The 14,628-nt window shown below is 68.7% G+C and carries 9 protein-coding genes, 1 tRNA gene and 1 other RNA gene; 2 read left to right on the top strand and 9 right to left on the bottom strand.

The genetic code is table 11. The features are described 5' to 3' along the window. Both E3O62_RS10820 and E3O62_RS10815 read right to left on the bottom strand, forming a co-directional pair. Window positions 1–2,685 carry a DNA polymerase III subunit gamma and tau gene (locus E3O62_RS10820; protein ID WP_174720135.1) on the bottom strand — a complete coding sequence of 895 codons (2,685 nt, stop codon included), beginning with the start codon at window positions 2,683–2,685 and terminating at the stop codon, window positions 1–3. Window positions 2,686–2,821: 136 nt separating this feature from the next. After that, the gene (locus E3O62_RS10815; RefSeq protein WP_134395695.1) at window positions 2,822–3,232 is read right to left on the bottom strand and encodes a YccF domain-containing protein; all 411 of its coding nucleotides are present in this window, start codon (window positions 3,230–3,232) and stop codon (window positions 2,822–2,824) included. Between the two features lie 686 nt (window positions 3,233–3,918). Here E3O62_RS10815 and E3O62_RS10810 point away from each other — a divergent pair. Next, window positions 3,919–4,821 carry a type IV toxin-antitoxin system AbiEi family antitoxin domain-containing protein gene (locus E3O62_RS10810; protein WP_134398496.1) on the top strand — a complete coding sequence of 301 codons (903 nt, stop codon included), beginning with the start codon at window positions 3,919–3,921 and terminating at the stop codon, window positions 4,819–4,821. 425 nt (window positions 4,822–5,246) lie between these two features. On the opposite strand, the gene E3O62_RS10805 is transcribed toward E3O62_RS10810, so the two are convergent. From E3O62_RS10805 to ffs, 4 genes are all read right to left on the bottom strand, one after another. After that, window positions 5,247–6,461 (bottom strand): acetate/propionate family kinase, encoded by a 1,215-nt coding sequence (locus tag E3O62_RS10805; RefSeq protein WP_134394925.1) that lies wholly within the window; start codon window positions 6,459–6,461, stop codon window positions 5,247–5,249. Then, window positions 6,458–8,719 carry a phosphate acetyltransferase gene (gene pta, locus E3O62_RS10800; RefSeq protein ID WP_134398495.1) on the bottom strand — a complete coding sequence of 754 codons (2,262 nt, stop codon included), beginning with the start codon at window positions 8,717–8,719 and terminating at the stop codon, window positions 6,458–6,460. The genes E3O62_RS10805 and pta overlap by 4 nt, the downstream gene beginning before the upstream one ends. A gap of 3 nt (window positions 8,720–8,722) precedes the next feature. Beyond that, window positions 8,723–11,191 carry a phosphoketolase gene (locus E3O62_RS10795; RefSeq protein ID WP_134398494.1) on the bottom strand — a complete coding sequence of 823 codons (2,469 nt, stop codon included), beginning with the start codon at window positions 11,189–11,191 and terminating at the stop codon, window positions 8,723–8,725. A 138-nt stretch (window positions 11,192–11,329) separates the two neighbouring features. Then, window positions 11,330–11,426: signal recognition particle sRNA small type (ffs, locus tag E3O62_RS10790), an RNA gene on the bottom strand. Window positions 11,427–11,577: 151 nt separating this feature from the next. Between ffs and E3O62_RS10785 the strand changes: the two genes are divergently transcribed. Continuing rightward, a tRNA-Ser gene (locus E3O62_RS10785) sits at window positions 11,578–11,665 on the top strand. A 473-nt stretch (window positions 11,666–12,138) separates the two neighbouring features. Here the strand turns inward: E3O62_RS10785 and E3O62_RS10780 are convergent. The 3 genes from E3O62_RS10780 to E3O62_RS10770 form a co-directional block, all read right to left on the bottom strand. Next, window positions 12,139–12,381: a ferrous iron transport protein A gene (locus E3O62_RS10780; RefSeq protein ID WP_134398493.1), complete on the bottom strand. Its 243-nt coding sequence runs from the start codon at window positions 12,379–12,381 to the stop codon at window positions 12,139–12,141. Between the two features lie 101 nt (window positions 12,382–12,482). Further along, complete coding sequence (locus E3O62_RS10775) at window positions 12,483–13,181, bottom strand: TrkA family potassium uptake protein (RefSeq protein WP_241973436.1); 699 nt, start codon at window positions 13,179–13,181, stop codon at window positions 12,483–12,485. After that, window positions 13,174–14,541 carry a TrkH family potassium uptake protein gene (locus tag E3O62_RS10770; RefSeq protein ID WP_370448914.1) on the bottom strand — a complete coding sequence of 456 codons (1,368 nt, stop codon included), beginning with the start codon at window positions 14,539–14,541 and terminating at the stop codon, window positions 13,174–13,176. The genes E3O62_RS10775 and E3O62_RS10770 overlap by 8 nt, the downstream gene beginning before the upstream one ends. Window positions 14,542–14,628: the final 87 nt, after the last annotated feature.

Genomic DNA, 14,628 nt, shown 5'->3' with positions numbered 1-14,628 from the left:
TTAGTCACCTCTGGTTCGGGGTGCCGGATCGTGCGGCTGTTCTTCGAGGAAGGTGGCGCCGAGGATTTCGCGCACCACCGACTCGCCGTAGCGCTGCTTGTCCGCAAAGGCGGGCCCGCGACGGGCAACGGATGCCGCGCCGCCCGCCCGGTTCGGAGCCTGCACCTGGGTGCGCGGCGGGGTTCCGGGCTGGGCGCCGTTCGGGTTCAGGTCCGGCGGGAATTCTTCGTCGTCGGGCGGGGGCTCGTCGTCGTGGGGCGGCTGCGGCTCAGGGTCTCGCCCGGACGCGGGAAGCGTCGTGGGCGCCGGCGCGCTCGACGTGGAACGCGGGACGGTCCGCGGTGCGGATGCGTGCGCGCGGCCATCGGGGGTCGCCGCGGGGGTCGCAGCGGAGGCCCCAGCGAAGGCATCAGACGCAGGTGCAGCGGTTTCAGCACTCGGGGCTGACCCCGGGATGGCCACCGTGGCCCAGCCGGTGCCGGCAACCGAGGGACTCGGGATGGCAGCGGTCGCCCAGCCGGTCGCGGGCGAGGCGACCGCCGGGCTGGCGATTGCGCGACTGGTCACCGTGGGACTGGCGGCCGTCGGGCTGCTGACCGTGGGGCTGGTCACCGTGGGGCTGGTCACCGTGGGGCTGGCAGTCGATGCCGCAGGCGCTTCTGGGGCGTCAACCTTGCCAACGCCGGCCGGTGCGGAACCGGCTGCAGCGTTCACGGCGGCAGCCGGATCGGGGTCGGCGATAGCAGCAGCCCGGTCGGCGTCGGCGTCGGCAGCAGCCGGATCGGGGTCGGCGTCGGCGGGCGACGCCTCGTCGGTTGTTGTAGCAGCAGACTTGGGTGTCGTCCTGGAGCCGGAGTCGCCGTTTCCGGACCCGGCCGCGGCCGAGCCGCTGACGGTTGCGGCCTGCGCGACAGGGCTCCGCGCGGTGGAGTCCTGCACGCCGAAACCGGACCCCGGGGAGACCGGGGCGACCGGTGCCGGAGCGGGGGCGGATGCGTTGGGGGTGGCTGGGGCATCCGTTCTCGGGGAGTCGACCCGGGCGGTGAGCTGGGGCGTGAAGCCGAGCACCTCGTTGACGGCCCGCTTGAGATAGTCGCCGACGCCCTGCCCGGGGGCCGCGGACTGCTTGAGTCCGGCGACGTCGTTCTGGCTCGGGAAGGAGAGCACCAGCAGGTCGCCGCCACGCAGTTCCATGGCGCGGGCCGTGTAGAGCACGAGCCAGGCGCTGATCTTGGCGGCCTTGACTGCCTCGAGGATCTGCGGCCAAGAGTCCTTTACCTGCTGCAGGGTGACGGGTCCGACAGGGCGGGGCGGGGCCGCGGCTTGGGTCGCGGGCGCAGCGGCAGCAGGCGCGGCGGCAGAAGCTGCAGCACCAGACGCACCGCCGGAGACCGCGGGCCGGCCGGAGGCATGCGTCGCCGAGACCGCAGCCGCGCGCGGGGGCGAGCCGACCGGGCTGGTGGCTGGGGCATCCGTCGCCGGGCTGTCGTCGGGATCAGAACCAGACCCAGACCCGGAACCGACCCCGATGCGGCGCTCGAGGCGTTCGACGCGGGCGAGCGCGCCGCGGGTGGAATCGTCGCTCGCGGGGATGAGCACGCGGGCGATCATGAGTTCGAGGTGCAGGCGGGGGCTGGTCGCGCCGGTCATCTCGGTGAGGGCGGCGTTGATCACGTCGGCGGTGCGGGAGAGCTCGGCGGGGCCGAACTTCGCGGCTTGCACGGCCATGCGGTCGAGTTCCTCCTGCGGCACGCCGCGCAGCACGGCGGCAGCGGCGGCGGCACTCGTGGCGCCCACGATGATGAGGTCGCGCAGGCGTTCGAGCAGGTCTTCGACGAAGCGGCGCGGGTCCTGGCCGGTCTGCACGACCCGGTCGACGGCGTCGAACGCGGCGGACGGGTCGCGGTCGGCGATCGCGTCGATGGACTCGTCGAGCAGCGACGCGTTCGTGTAGCCGAGCAGCGCCACGGCGCGGTCGTATTCGACGGAGTGCCCGTCGGATCCGGCCATCAGCTGATCGAGCAGCGACAGGGTGTCGCGCGGCGACCCGCCGCCGGCCCGCACCACGAGCGGCAGCACGCCCGGCGCGACGGTCATTTGCTCGGTGTCGCACATCTGCTGCACGTATTCGAGCATCGGCCCGGGCGGCACGAGCCGGAACGGGTAGTGATGCGTGCGCGAACGGATGGTGCCAATCACCTTTTCGGGCTCGGTTGTCGCGAAGATGAACTTGACGTGCTCGGGCGGCTCTTCGACGATCTTCAGCAGCGCGTTGAAGCCCTGCGGCGTGACCATGTGCGCCTCGTCCAGGATGAAGATCTTGTATCGGTCGCGGGCGGGAGCGAAAATTGCGCGCTCACGGATGTCCCGGGCATCGTCGACCCCGTTGTGGCTGGCCGCGTCGATCTCGACCACGTCGAGGGATCCGCCGCCGTCGCGGGACAGCTCCACACAGCTCGGGCAGACCCCGCACGGTGTGTCGGTGGGGCCCTCGGCGCAGTTCAGGCAGCGCGCGAGAATGCGGGCGGATGTCGTCTTGCCGCAACCTCGGGGCCCGCTGAACAGATAGGCGTGATTCACCCGGTTCGTGCGCAGGGCCGTCATCAGCGGATCGGTCACCTGAGACTGACCGATCATTTCGGCAAAAGTCTCGGGCCGGTAGCGGCGATACAGGGCGGTAACCACGAGGTCAATCGTAGCCGGAGCCACTGACAGTGCGGTGTGGGGTGGGGTGGGGTGGGGTGAGGTGAGGTGTGGTGGCGTGTGTAGCGGGGCGGGCGGCATCCGTTTGCCAGGCGGGCGAGGCTCAGGCGCGGCGGGCTCAGGCGCGGCGCGCGACGGCCTGGTCGAACGCGCCGGGGCGATTGCTCACGATTTGCTTGCCGAGGGGCGCGAGCGAGACCGCCACCATCTTGAAGTCGGCGATGCCGAGGGGGATTCCGATGATAGTGAGGCAGAGCGCGATTCCCGAGACGATGTGCGCCAGCGCCAGCCACCAGCCCGCGAGGATCACCCAGATCACGTTGCCGATGAACGAGAACGCTCCACTGGTGGGTTTGGCCACGACGGTGCGGCCGAACGGCCAGAGCGCGTAGGCGGCGATGCGGAACGACGCGATGCCCCACGGGATCGTAACGATCAGCACGCAGAGCAGAATGCCCGCGGCGAGGTAGCCCAGGAACAGCCAGAACCCGCTCAGCACGAGCCAGATCACGTTCAGGAGTGTGCTCACGCGAAAATACTACCCGCGCCGGAGGCGGAGGCGGAGGTCGCGGAATCGGAATCGGGCGCGGCGAGCGCGGACATCCGTCGCCGGCCGCGTGTTGCCCGCCCGGCTGCCGACTGTCGGCTCCCGGCTCCCGGTGCCAACTGTCGACTCCCGGCTCCCGGCTCCCGGCTCCCGGCTCCCGGCTCCCGGCTCCCGGCTCCCGGCTCCCGGCTCCCGGCTCCCGGCTCCCGGCTCCCGGCTCCCGGCTCGACACTAAACTCGGAGAATTTCGCAACACGCCGCCCACGGCGCCCACGGATGCGGCGTGTCCCGAAAATCTCCGACTTTGCATCACCCGCGAGGCCCAGCGAAGAACAAAGAACAAAGAACAGCCGGGAGGAGAGCGGACCAGGCGAGCAAAGCATCCGTCGCCGCCACGACCGGGCTCGACACTAAACTCGGAGAATTTCGCAACACGCCGCCCACGGCGCCCACGGATGCGGCGTGTCCCGAAAATCTCCGACTTTGCATCACTCGCGTGGCCCAGCGCAGAACAAAAACAGCCGGTGGCCGACAACCGCACCCGCACCCCCCGCCACGCGCCCACGGGCACCCACACGGCACTCCCCCACAGGCAGCCGGGGCAAAACCTTCTCCCCAGGCCGCCACTCCCCCCGGGAGAGGGCCGGGCCCGCGGGCATCCTGAACGAATGCGCAGCACAGCGACCCTCATCTGCACCCTCGGACACGCCGCCATGACCGACGAACTGCTCCGGCTCGGCGTCACTCCCCGGCAGCTGCGCATGGCCATTGCGCGCGGAACCGTCGTGCGCGCCGCGCGGGGCGTCTACCTCTGCGCCCACGCCGACCGCGACCAGCGCGATGCCGCCGTTGCCCACGGCCGGATCAGCTGCCTCAGCGCCCTGCGCCGGGCCAACGTCTGGGCCGGAATCGACCGTTCGCTGCACCTGCAGGTGCCCGCGCACGCGACCGGCACTCGGCCCGTGCGGGATCAGGGCGGGCAGCGAATCCACTACCACTGGGCGCAGCCGCAGTTCCCGGGAACCACCGAGCGATCCTGGCTGGTCTCGCCGATGGAGGCGGTCTGGCAGGCCATCCACTGCCTCGACGAGGAGCATGCGATCGCCTGCCTCGAGTCGGCGGTGCACGAGGGATTCCTCACGATCGACCAGGTGCGCGAGCTGTGCGCACGGGCGCCGGTCCGGCTGGCGGGAGGCATTCGCGAGCTGGAATTCACCTCGGGCTCCGGCATGGAGACGATCGTGCGGCGTCGGCTGCGGCATGTGGGCTACTCGGTGGTGGCGCAGGTGAAGGTGGCAGGCATCGGCGACGAAGATCTCGTCGTCGAGGACTGCGTCGCCATCGAAACCGACGGCGAGAAATGGCACGGCCCCGACCGTTTCCACGCCGACCGCATTCGCGACCTCAAGACCGAGGCCCTCGGACGCCGGTCGATCCGGCTCACCCAGGACCAGGTGCTCTACGAGTGGGAGACCACGCTCGCCGCCATCGCGCGCGTCGTGACGGATGCCCAGCGCGAGCAGTCCCGCCGCTTCGGCCGCCTCCTCACGCGGCGCGACGACCCCCTCTGATCGGTCGGGCAGCGCGGGCGCGAGTGCTGCGCGGGTGCGAGCGCTGGGGCAGCGCGGGCGCTGCGCCGCTCCGCGCCGCTCCGCCTCAGGCGTGCCATGAGCGCAGCGGCGCAGCAGCCGCGCGGGGCCCATGCTGATGTCGCGGGGCCGGCCCGCCGCAACCGCCGCGCCCACGGACCAGCCCGACCCATGACGAACGTAACCTCGGAGAAAATCGCGACACGCCGCATCCGCAACCCACGGATGCCGCGTGTCGCCAAAAACTCCGAAGTTACGCAACCCCGCACCCCGCACCCCGCATCCCGAGCGCCCCAATCCCCCACACGCCAATCGGCCGCCCCCGAAACCCGGAAACGGCCGATCAACGAAAGCATCAACCCAAGCATCAACGAGACACAGGAGCCGAAACCCCTGCCAGTGAACCCCTACACCGACGGATGCGTGCGCTTGATCGTCCCCAGCGTCTGCCGGGCGATCTCCAGCTCCTCGTTCGTCGGGATGACGAGCACGGTTACCCGGGAGTTGTCCGTGGAGATCACGCGCGGCGCGCGGGACTTGGCTTCGTTACGCACGGGGTCGATTTCGATCCCCATGCCCTCGAGTCCGGCCAGGGCGCCCGCGCGCACGATCGGCGAGTTCTCACCGACCCCCGCGGTGAAGACGATGACGTCCACGGTTCCGAGCTGCGCGTAGTAGTTGCCGACATAGCCTTTGATGCGGTGGAAGTACACGTCGAGGGCAGCCTGGGCGACCGGGTCGCCCGCGACCGCGGCATCCTCCACGTCGCGCATGTCGCCGTTGCCGGCCAGGGCCAGCATGCCGCCGCGGCGGTTGAGCAGGTCGTCGAGCTCGGCGGTGGTCATCCCGGCCCGGCGGCGCAGGTGGAAGATCACGGCCGGGTCGATGTCGCCCGAGCGGGTGCCCATCACGAGCCCCTGCAGCGGGGTCATACCCATGGAGGTGTCGATCGATTCTCCGCCGTCGACGGCACACACGGATGCCCCGTTGCCCAGGTGCAGCACGATCGTCTTGAGCTCGGCCAGGGGTCGGTCGAGGTAGGCCGCCACGGCCTCCGAGACGAACTTGTGCGAGGTGCCGTGGAAGCCGTACTTGCGCACGCGGTACCGCGTCGCGATGTCCTTGTCGATCGCGTAGGTGTACGCGGCCGGCGGCAGCGTCTGGTGGAACGCGGTGTCGAACACGGCGACGTGGGGCACGTTCGGGAAGCTGGCGCGGGCGGCACGGATGCCCTGCACGTTGGCCGGGTTGTGCAGCGGAGCGATCTCGGAGAGGTCCTCGATGTTCAGCTCGACCAGGTGGGTGATCTCGGTCGGCTCGAAGAACCGGTTGCCGCCCTGCACCACGCGGTGGCCGACGGCGATCAGGTTCGCCTCGGACAGCTTCGGACCGTGCTCGGCGAAGGCCTCGATCATCACGGCGAAGCCGGCGGTGTGGTCCATGATCGGCAGGTCGCGCTCGGTGCGGCCGTCCTTCGACGTGCCCGCGGTGTGCCGTGAGTGCCCGATCGGCTCGCCGATGCGCTCGACCAGGCCGCTGGCGAGCTCGGTTTCGGTGTCCATGTCGATCAGTTGGTACTTGAACGAGGACGATCCGGAGTTGACGACCAGGATGGCGGTCATGCGGACACCGCCGCTGCGGCCGAAGCGGAAGATGCCGCACCGGAAGCCGAAGCTGCCGGGGCGCCGGACTCGGACGCTGCGAGCGTCGCGGCCTGGATCGCGGTGATGGCTACGGTGTTGACGATGTCCTGCACTAGTGCTCCTCGAGAAAGGTCATTGATGGGTTTGCGCAGGCCCTGGAGGACGGGGCCGATGGCCACTGCTCCGGCGCTCCGCTGCACGGCCTTGTACGTGTTGTTGCCCGTATTCAGGTCGGGGAAGATGAAGACGGTGGCACGGCCGGCAACAGCCGAACCGGGCATCTTCGTGGCGGCGACGGCGGCATCCGCTGCCGCGTCGTACTGGATGGGACCCTCGATCAGGAGGTCGGGGCGACGCTCCCGCACGAGGGCGGTGGCGGCCCGCACCTTGTCCACGTCGGCACCCTGACCGGACTCGCCGGTCGAGTAGCTCAGCATGGCGATGCGCGGCTCGATACCGAACTCGACGGCCGTTTCCGACGCCGAGATGGCGATGTCGGCGAGCTGCTCCGCGGTGGGGTCGGGGTTCACCGCGCAGTCGCCGTAGACGAGCACCTTGTCGGCCAGCGCCATCAGGAACACGCTGGACACGACCGAGACTCCCGGACGCGTCTTGATGATCTGCAGGCTCGGCCGGATGGTGTGCGCCGTGGTGTGCGTCGCCCCGGACACCATGCCGTCCGCCAGCCCGAGCTGCACCATCATGGTGCCGAAGTAGGAGACGTCGGTGACGAGTTCCATGGCCTGCTCGACCGTGACGCCCTTGTGGGCGCGCAGCTTCGCGTACGCCTCCGCGAACTTGCGCCGCAGCACGTCGTCGAAGGGGCTCAGAACCTGCGCCTTGGAGATGTCCAGGCCGAGGCCGATGGCACGCGAGCGCACCTCGAACTCCTCACCGAGAATCGTGATGTCGGCCACATCGCGGGCCAGCAGGGTCGCGGCGGCGCGCAGCACGCGGTCGTCGTCCCCTTCGGGCAGCACGATGCGCTTCTGGTTGGTGCGTGCGCGTTCGAGCAGCATGTACTCGAACATCAGCGGCGTCACCACGTCGGCGCGGCTCACCTTGAGCCGGTCGAGCAGCACGGATGCCTCCACGTGGCCTTCGAAGAGCGCCAGCGCCGTGTCGCGTTTGCGTTGCGAGTCGGCGGCCATCCGTCCGGGCGTGTGCGTGATGCGCAGCGCGGCGTCATAGGAGTTCAGCTCGGTGCTGATGATCGGAACCGAGGCGTCGAGCCCCTCGACGAGCCGCCCGATCTCTTCGGGCAGGGCGAAGCCGCCGACCAGCACGATGCCGGCGATCGACGGGAACGTCGCGGACGAGTTCGCCATCAGAACGGCCAGCAGCACCTGCGGGCGGTCGCTGGGAACCACAACCACGGCGCCTTCGAACAGGCGCGGCAGCACGTTGACCATCGACATGGCCGCCACGACCACGCCGAGCGCCTCCCGGGACAGCAACGCGGGGTCACCCTTGACGAGCGTGCCGTCGGTGGCCTTGAGGATGCTCTTCATGCTCGGAGCCACGAGGAACGAGTCTTCGGGCAGCGCCCAGACCGGCACCGCGTGGCGCCCGTTGCCGGGCAACGCGACGGCGTCGATCACGCTCCGCACGGCGTCGATGAGCTCATCGAGCCGAGTCGGATCGGCGCGGTTGACGATCACGCCGAGCAGTGAGACGTGCTCGTCGCGCAGTTCGGCCAGGGTCACGTCGGTCAACTGGCGGATGTCCTCGGCCGTGCGCGGGTCGCTCTGCCCGAGCTGCCGGTCACCCTGGCTGAGCGTGTCGCGCTGGCCGGGACCGACCCGCCCGCCGAGGACCAGCAGCACCGGAACCCCCAGGTTGGCGGCGATGCGCAAGTTGAAGGCGAGCTCGGTGGGACTGCCGACATCCGTGTAATCGGAGCCGATCACGACCACCGCGTCACACTGGGCCTCGACGGCCTTGAAGCGCTGCACGATGCGGCCAAGGGCCGCGTCGGGGTCGAGGTGCACCTCGTCGTAAGTGACGCCGACGCAGTCATCGTAGGTCAGCGGGGGCTGCACGGTGAGCGCAGACGCACTGGACAGGTGCGAGAGCAGCAGCTCGAGCACGTAGTCGGGGTGGTGCGCCGAGCGGGCCACGGGCCGGAACACGCCGACGCGCTGCACCGAACGGAGCAGGGTGTCGAGCACGCCCAGGGCGATGGTGGATTTGCCGGTGTTTCCCTCGGCAGAGGTGATGTAGATACTGTCAGCCACGATTTATACGTTGTCTCCGCCGGTGGAGACACCGGCATTGTCGGGGGTCACGCCGACGCCATCGGCGTCCCAGACCCATTCGGTGACGGCGGGGATGTCTTCCCCGTGGTCGCGGGTGTAATTGCGGGCCCGGAGGCGGGCATCCTGCATCTCCTGGCGAAGCAGGGCGGCGCGGGCGCCGAGTCCGGGAACCCGGTCGATGACGTCCATCACCAGGTGGTACCGGTCGAGGTCGTTGAGCATGACCATGTCGAACGGTGTGGTGGTGGTGCCGTTCTCCTTGTAGCCGCGGGCGTGCAGGTTGCCATGCCCGTTGCGCTTGTAGGTCAGGCGATGGATCAGCCACGGATACCCGTGGTAGGCGAACACGATCGGCTTGTCGGCCGTGAAAATGGCGTCGAACTCGTTGTCGCTGAGGCCGTGCGGGTGGTCCGCCTCGGACTGCAGGCGCATCAGGTCAACGACGTTCACGACGCGCACCGACAGGTCGGGCAGCCATTCCCGGAGGATGGCGGCCGCGGCCAGTACTTCGAGGGTGGGCACCTCGCCGGCGGCGGCCAGCACGACGTCGGGTGAGGTGCCGAACGTCTCGGTTCCGGCCCAGTCGAAGATGCCCAGACCCCGCTTGCAGTGCGCGACGGCCTGGTCCATGGTGAGCCAGTTCGGCGCGGGCTGCTTGCCGGCGACGACCACGTTGACGTAGTCCACGCTGCGCAGGCAGTGGCTGTAGGTGGCGAGCAGCGTGTTGGCGTCGAACGGCAGGTAGACGCGCACGACATCCGCACTCTTGTTCACGACGTGGTCGATGAACCCGGGGTCCTGATGCGAGAACCCGTTGTGATCCTGGCGCCAGACGTGCGAGCTGAGCAGGTAGTTCAGGCTCGAGATGGAGCGGCGCCACGGGATCTCGCGGGTGACCTTGAGCCACTTCGCGTGCTGGTTGAACATCGAGTCGACGATGTGAATGAAGGCCTCGTAGCAGTTGAACAGGCCGTGACGGCCGGTGAGCAGGTAGCCCTCCAGCCAGCCCTGGCACTGGTGTTCGCTGAGCATCTCCATCACCCGGCCGGCGCGGGCGAGGTTCGTGTCACCCTCGTGGAATTCAGCGTTCCACTGCTTGTCGGTGGCCGCGTAGACGGCCGGGGCGAGGCGGTTGGAGGCCGTCTCGTCGGGCCCGAAGATGCGGAAATTGTCGGGGTTGTCACGGATGACGTCGGCCAGCCAGGTGCCGAGAACCTTGGTCGCCTCATCGGTGGTGGCGCCCGGGGAGGGGACATCCACCGCGTACTCCCGGAAGTCGGGCAGCTTCAGCGCCCGGCGCAGCAGCCCGCCGTTGGCGACCGGGTTCGCGCTCATTCGCAGGTCGCCCGCGGGGGCCAGCGACGAAACCTCTGCCACGGGGGCGCCGCTTGCATCGAAGAGTTCGCCCGGCCGGTAGGAGGACAACCACTCTTCGAGCAGTCGGGTGTGCGCCTCGGTGTCGCGGGCGTTGCTCAGCGGCACCTGGTGCGAACGCCAGGAGTCGACGACCTGCACCCCGTCGATGACGGGCGGGCAGGTCCAGCCCTTGGGCGTGCGCAGGATGATCATCGGCCAGCGCGGCCGCTCGGTGTCGCCGGCGAGGGCGCGCGCCTTGATCGCGGCGATCTCGTTGAGCACCTCGTCGAGGGTGAGCGCCATGCGCTGGTGCACGAGGAGGGGATCCTCGCCGTCGAAGCCACCGGCGACGATGTAGGGCTTGTGGCCGTAGCCGCGCATCAGGTCGAGGAGCTCCTCTTCCGGGATGCGGGCGAGCACGGTGGGGTTGGCGATCTTGTACCCGTTGAGGTGCAGGATCGGCAGCACGACGCCATCCTGAAGCGGATCGATGAACTTGTTCGAGTGCCAGCTGGTGGCCAGCGGGCCGGTCTCGGCCTCGCCGTCGCCGACGACCGCGGCGACCAGCAGGTCGGGGTTGTCGAACGCGGCGCCGTAGGCGTGGCTGAGCGCGTAACCAAGCTCGCCGCCCTCGTGGATCGAGCCGGGCGTCTCGGGCGACGCGTGACTCGGAATGCCGCCGGGGAACGAGAACTGGCGGAACAGGGCCTTGACGCCCTGCTCGCTCTGGTCGACGCCGGAGTAGATCTCGGAGTACGTGCCGTCGAGGTAGGCGTTGGCCACCATCCCGGGGCCGCCGTGGCCGGGGCCGGTGACGTAGAGGGTGCTGATCGACCGTTCCTGGATGGCCCGGTTCAGGTGTGCGTAAAGGAAATTGAGTCCCGGGGTGGTTCCCCAATGGCCGAGCAGACGAGGCTTAATGTGGTCCCGCGTGAGCGGCTCACGCAATAGCGGGTTGTCGAGCAGGTAGATCTGCCCTACCGACAGGTAGTTGGCGGCCCGCCACCAGGCATCGACGCTGGCGAGCGCTTCAGCGCTGAGCGGATGCGGTGACCGGTCTGGCCAGAGAAAGGGTTTACCGAATATTTCAGCCATGGTGCCTCCAGGCACTATCGGGGCGGGGGCGTTAACTGCGCCATCTCATCTTACGAGATGAGGCGAAATCGTTATCATTGCTAACGGCCTGCGGCTGTGGCGGGGCTGGGCTGGGCTGTTTCTCCGGTGAGCGGGCATGAAAAAGACTCCTCGCGCACCCACCAGAGCCCGGTTACCCTTGCTACGTTTCCGTCCTGGGGGAGTTGGCCGAGATGGCGCCACACGAGGAGCCGACCCTCAGTTTAGACGCAAAGCCGACGAGGCCGAAAACGGGCCGATTCTGGGTCGATTCCGAGCCTGTACCGGGCGGCCGGGGTGAGTGTGCACGGAGGCCGCCGGAAACAGGTAAGATTCTCTAGGTCGTTCCTTGAGGGAACGTTCGGCCAGGAGAATTCGCCTAGTGGCCTATGGCGCACGCTTGGAAAGCGTGTTGGGTGAGAGCCCTCGGGGGTTCGAATCCCCCATTCTCCGCCAAATCGTACTGCAGCACGTGCGCGGTACCAGTCTCGACGCCCTCGACAATCAACTCTCGGGGGTGCGAATCTTCCGCCCCCGCAGTGCTGCTTCCCTGCTCGGATGGGGCTAACTCAGGAGATTCAAGCCGCACGCGGACATCCACCGCCTGATGCCGGGGCAGAAACCGCAACTGGCCGAGGTTCTCCTGAGTTAGCCACCGACCCGCGTGCACAGCTCCCGCACATTCTGCCGGATGTGGCCAATAGAGGCCTGGAACAGCCCCCCGCCGAGAATTGGCAGGAGTTATGCACGACGCGAGGCTCCGACTGCGCCCGGCATGGGGCCAATTCAGGAGATCCGGGCGGACCGCTCTGCCGTGGCCGCAGACCAGTGCGGAGCAGCCTGCGGCCGCTCACGGATCTCCTGAGTTAGCCACGGGAGTGTCGGGGCAGGTCCGGCGAGCACCGGCGACCACCGGCGAGCATCGGGGACTAGTCGGCGAGCGGATGCCGCGGCGCACGCGGCGCGGGCGGCGGCGGCACCGGCTTCGCGGCCACGACATCGGCGAGCGCGAGGGCGACCAGACCGCGTTTGGTCTCAACCATGCACCCGGTGTCGGAGACGGACCGCAAGTAACCCACGGCATCGGTGACCCCGCCCTCGATGCGGGTGCGCACCACGATTCGGGTTCCGAGGGTGGTACTGGAGACGAATTGGGCGGCGGCGAGGCTCATCCGGCTGAGCCTACTCTTCGAGCCCGAGCCGAGCCCAGCCGCACCCAACCCAGCCCCGCCGCACCCAGCTCCTCGCCGACCGGGAAGGCCGACGGCATCCGCTACCTGAGGCGGCTGAAGGACTCCACCTTGCGCACGTCGCCGGCGATCAAAATGACGTCGTCGGCCTCCAACGTCGTGTCAAGCGTCGTGTAGCTCCAGCCCTTGCCGGGGCGGTTGAATGCCGTGACCGTGACCCCGTGGATGGTGCGCACGCTCGATTTGCCGAGCGGCACGCCGACGATCTCCTGCGGCGGGTTCGTCTTCACGAGGGCGAAGTTCTCGTCGATCTCGATGTAGTCCTGCATCACCCCGCGCACGAGGTGGGCCACCCGTTTGCCCATGTCCTTCTCGGGGTAGATGACGTGCGTGACGCCGATCTGACGCAGGATCTCGCCGTGCGGGTCGCTGACCGCCTTGGCCCAGATATTCGGGATGCCCAGCTTGAGCAGCAGGCTCGCGGTGAGGATGTTCGCCTGGATGTCTCCGCCGATCGCGACGACCGCGCTGCTGAAGTCCGGCACCGAGAGCTGGCGGAGGGTCTCCTCCTTCGTCGAGTCGGCGCGCACGACGTGGGTGAGCAGGCCGTTGTGCGCCTGCACGATCTCCTCGTCTCCGTCGATGCCGAGCACCTCGCTGCCGCTGGCCATCAGCTCGAGTGCAAGGGCGCTGCCGAAACGGCCCAGACCGATCACGACGATCGCATCCGCTTCGGCCATGCGTGCGGGCTGCTGGTGCCCGAACAGGGAAAACTTAGCCAATGATGGGCCTCTCTTTCGGTAATTCGTACCCGGTGGGGCGGTCCCGCAGGGCGAGCGCCGAGGCGAACCCGATGGGGCCCAGCCGACCGATGAACATGAGCAGCATCAGGATGATCTGACCGGCCGGGGGCAGACCCGCGGTGATCCCGGTGGAGAGCCCCACCGTACCGAACGCGGAGATCACTTCGAACAGAAGCGCATCGAGGCCGATATCGGTGATCAGCATCAGGGCGATCGTGGAGACCGTGATCACCGCAACCGCCAGGAGCACGATGGTGATCGCCTGACGGTGCACGGCCCGGGAGAGGCGCTTGCCGAAGACGTTCACGGCCACCTCGCCGCGGATTTCGGTCAGCAGGATGAAGAACAGCACAGCGAAGGTGGTGATCTTGATGCCGCCGGCGGTGCCGGCCGGGCCGCCGCCGATCAGCATGAGCACGTCCATGCCGAGCAGGCTCGCGGAATCCATCGCCCCGATGTCGAGGCTGTTGAACCCGGCCGTGCGCGTCTGCACCGACTGGAAGAAGCCCACCAGGAGCTTGCTCGGCCAGTCCAGCGGTCCGAGCGTGCCCGGGTTGTTCCACTCCACGCCGGTGATGAAGACGGTGCCCGCGACCAGAAGTGTGATCGTTCCTGCCAGCACGATGCGGGTGTTCATCGACCACTTCAGCGGGTTCCGGAGGTGCTTGCGCAGCTGCATGATCACCGGGAAGCCCAGGCCGCCGAGGATCACGGCGGCGGCGATGGGCAGGCAGATGAACGGGTCCGTCGCATAGGAGATGAGGTTGTCGCTGAACAGGGCGAAGCCCGCGTTGTTGAACGAGGACACGGAGTGGAACACGCCGAGCCAGATGGCCCGGCCCGGCGCTTCGCCGTATCCGATCCAAAACCGCAGGCTCAGCAACACCGCCACGATGCACTCCACGATCAGGGAGATGCGCACGACGCCGAGAACCAGCCCGCGGACATCCTCGAGCCCGAAACTCTTGACCTCGGCGGCCGCCGTCATGCGGGACCGAAGGGACATCTTGCGGATCACGGCGAGCCCGATGACCGAGGCGAACGTCATGATCCCGAAGCCGCCGACCTGGATCAGGGCCAGGATGATGACCTGGCCGAACGGCGACCAGAACGTTGCGGTATCGACAACGGTCAGCCCGGTCACGCAAACGGCCGACGTGGCCGTGAAAGCCGCGATCAGGAACGGGGTGCCGCCGGGGCCGGGCGTCGCGATCGGGATCATCAGCAGCACCGTGCCGACCAGGATGGCGGCGGCGAATCCGGCGACCACGACCTGCGCCGGATGCAGTCGGGCGCGCGGACCGCGCGGACCGCTTCTACGGAGAGACAAGGATGGCACCCGCTCACTATACGGTTCGCGGGCATCCGTCGTCTGTTCCGGTTTCGACACGGCACCCCCCCTATCGGTGACTGCCGCACTCACGCA

The organism is Cryobacterium sp. TMT2-15-1, from assembly GCF_004402345.1.
Taxonomy (GTDB): Bacteria; Actinomycetota; Actinomycetes; order Actinomycetales; family Microbacteriaceae; genus Cryobacterium; species Cryobacterium sandaracinum.
Note: the sequence above shows the minus strand (reverse complement) of the source record. Positions and strands in the feature narration are given on the sequence as shown.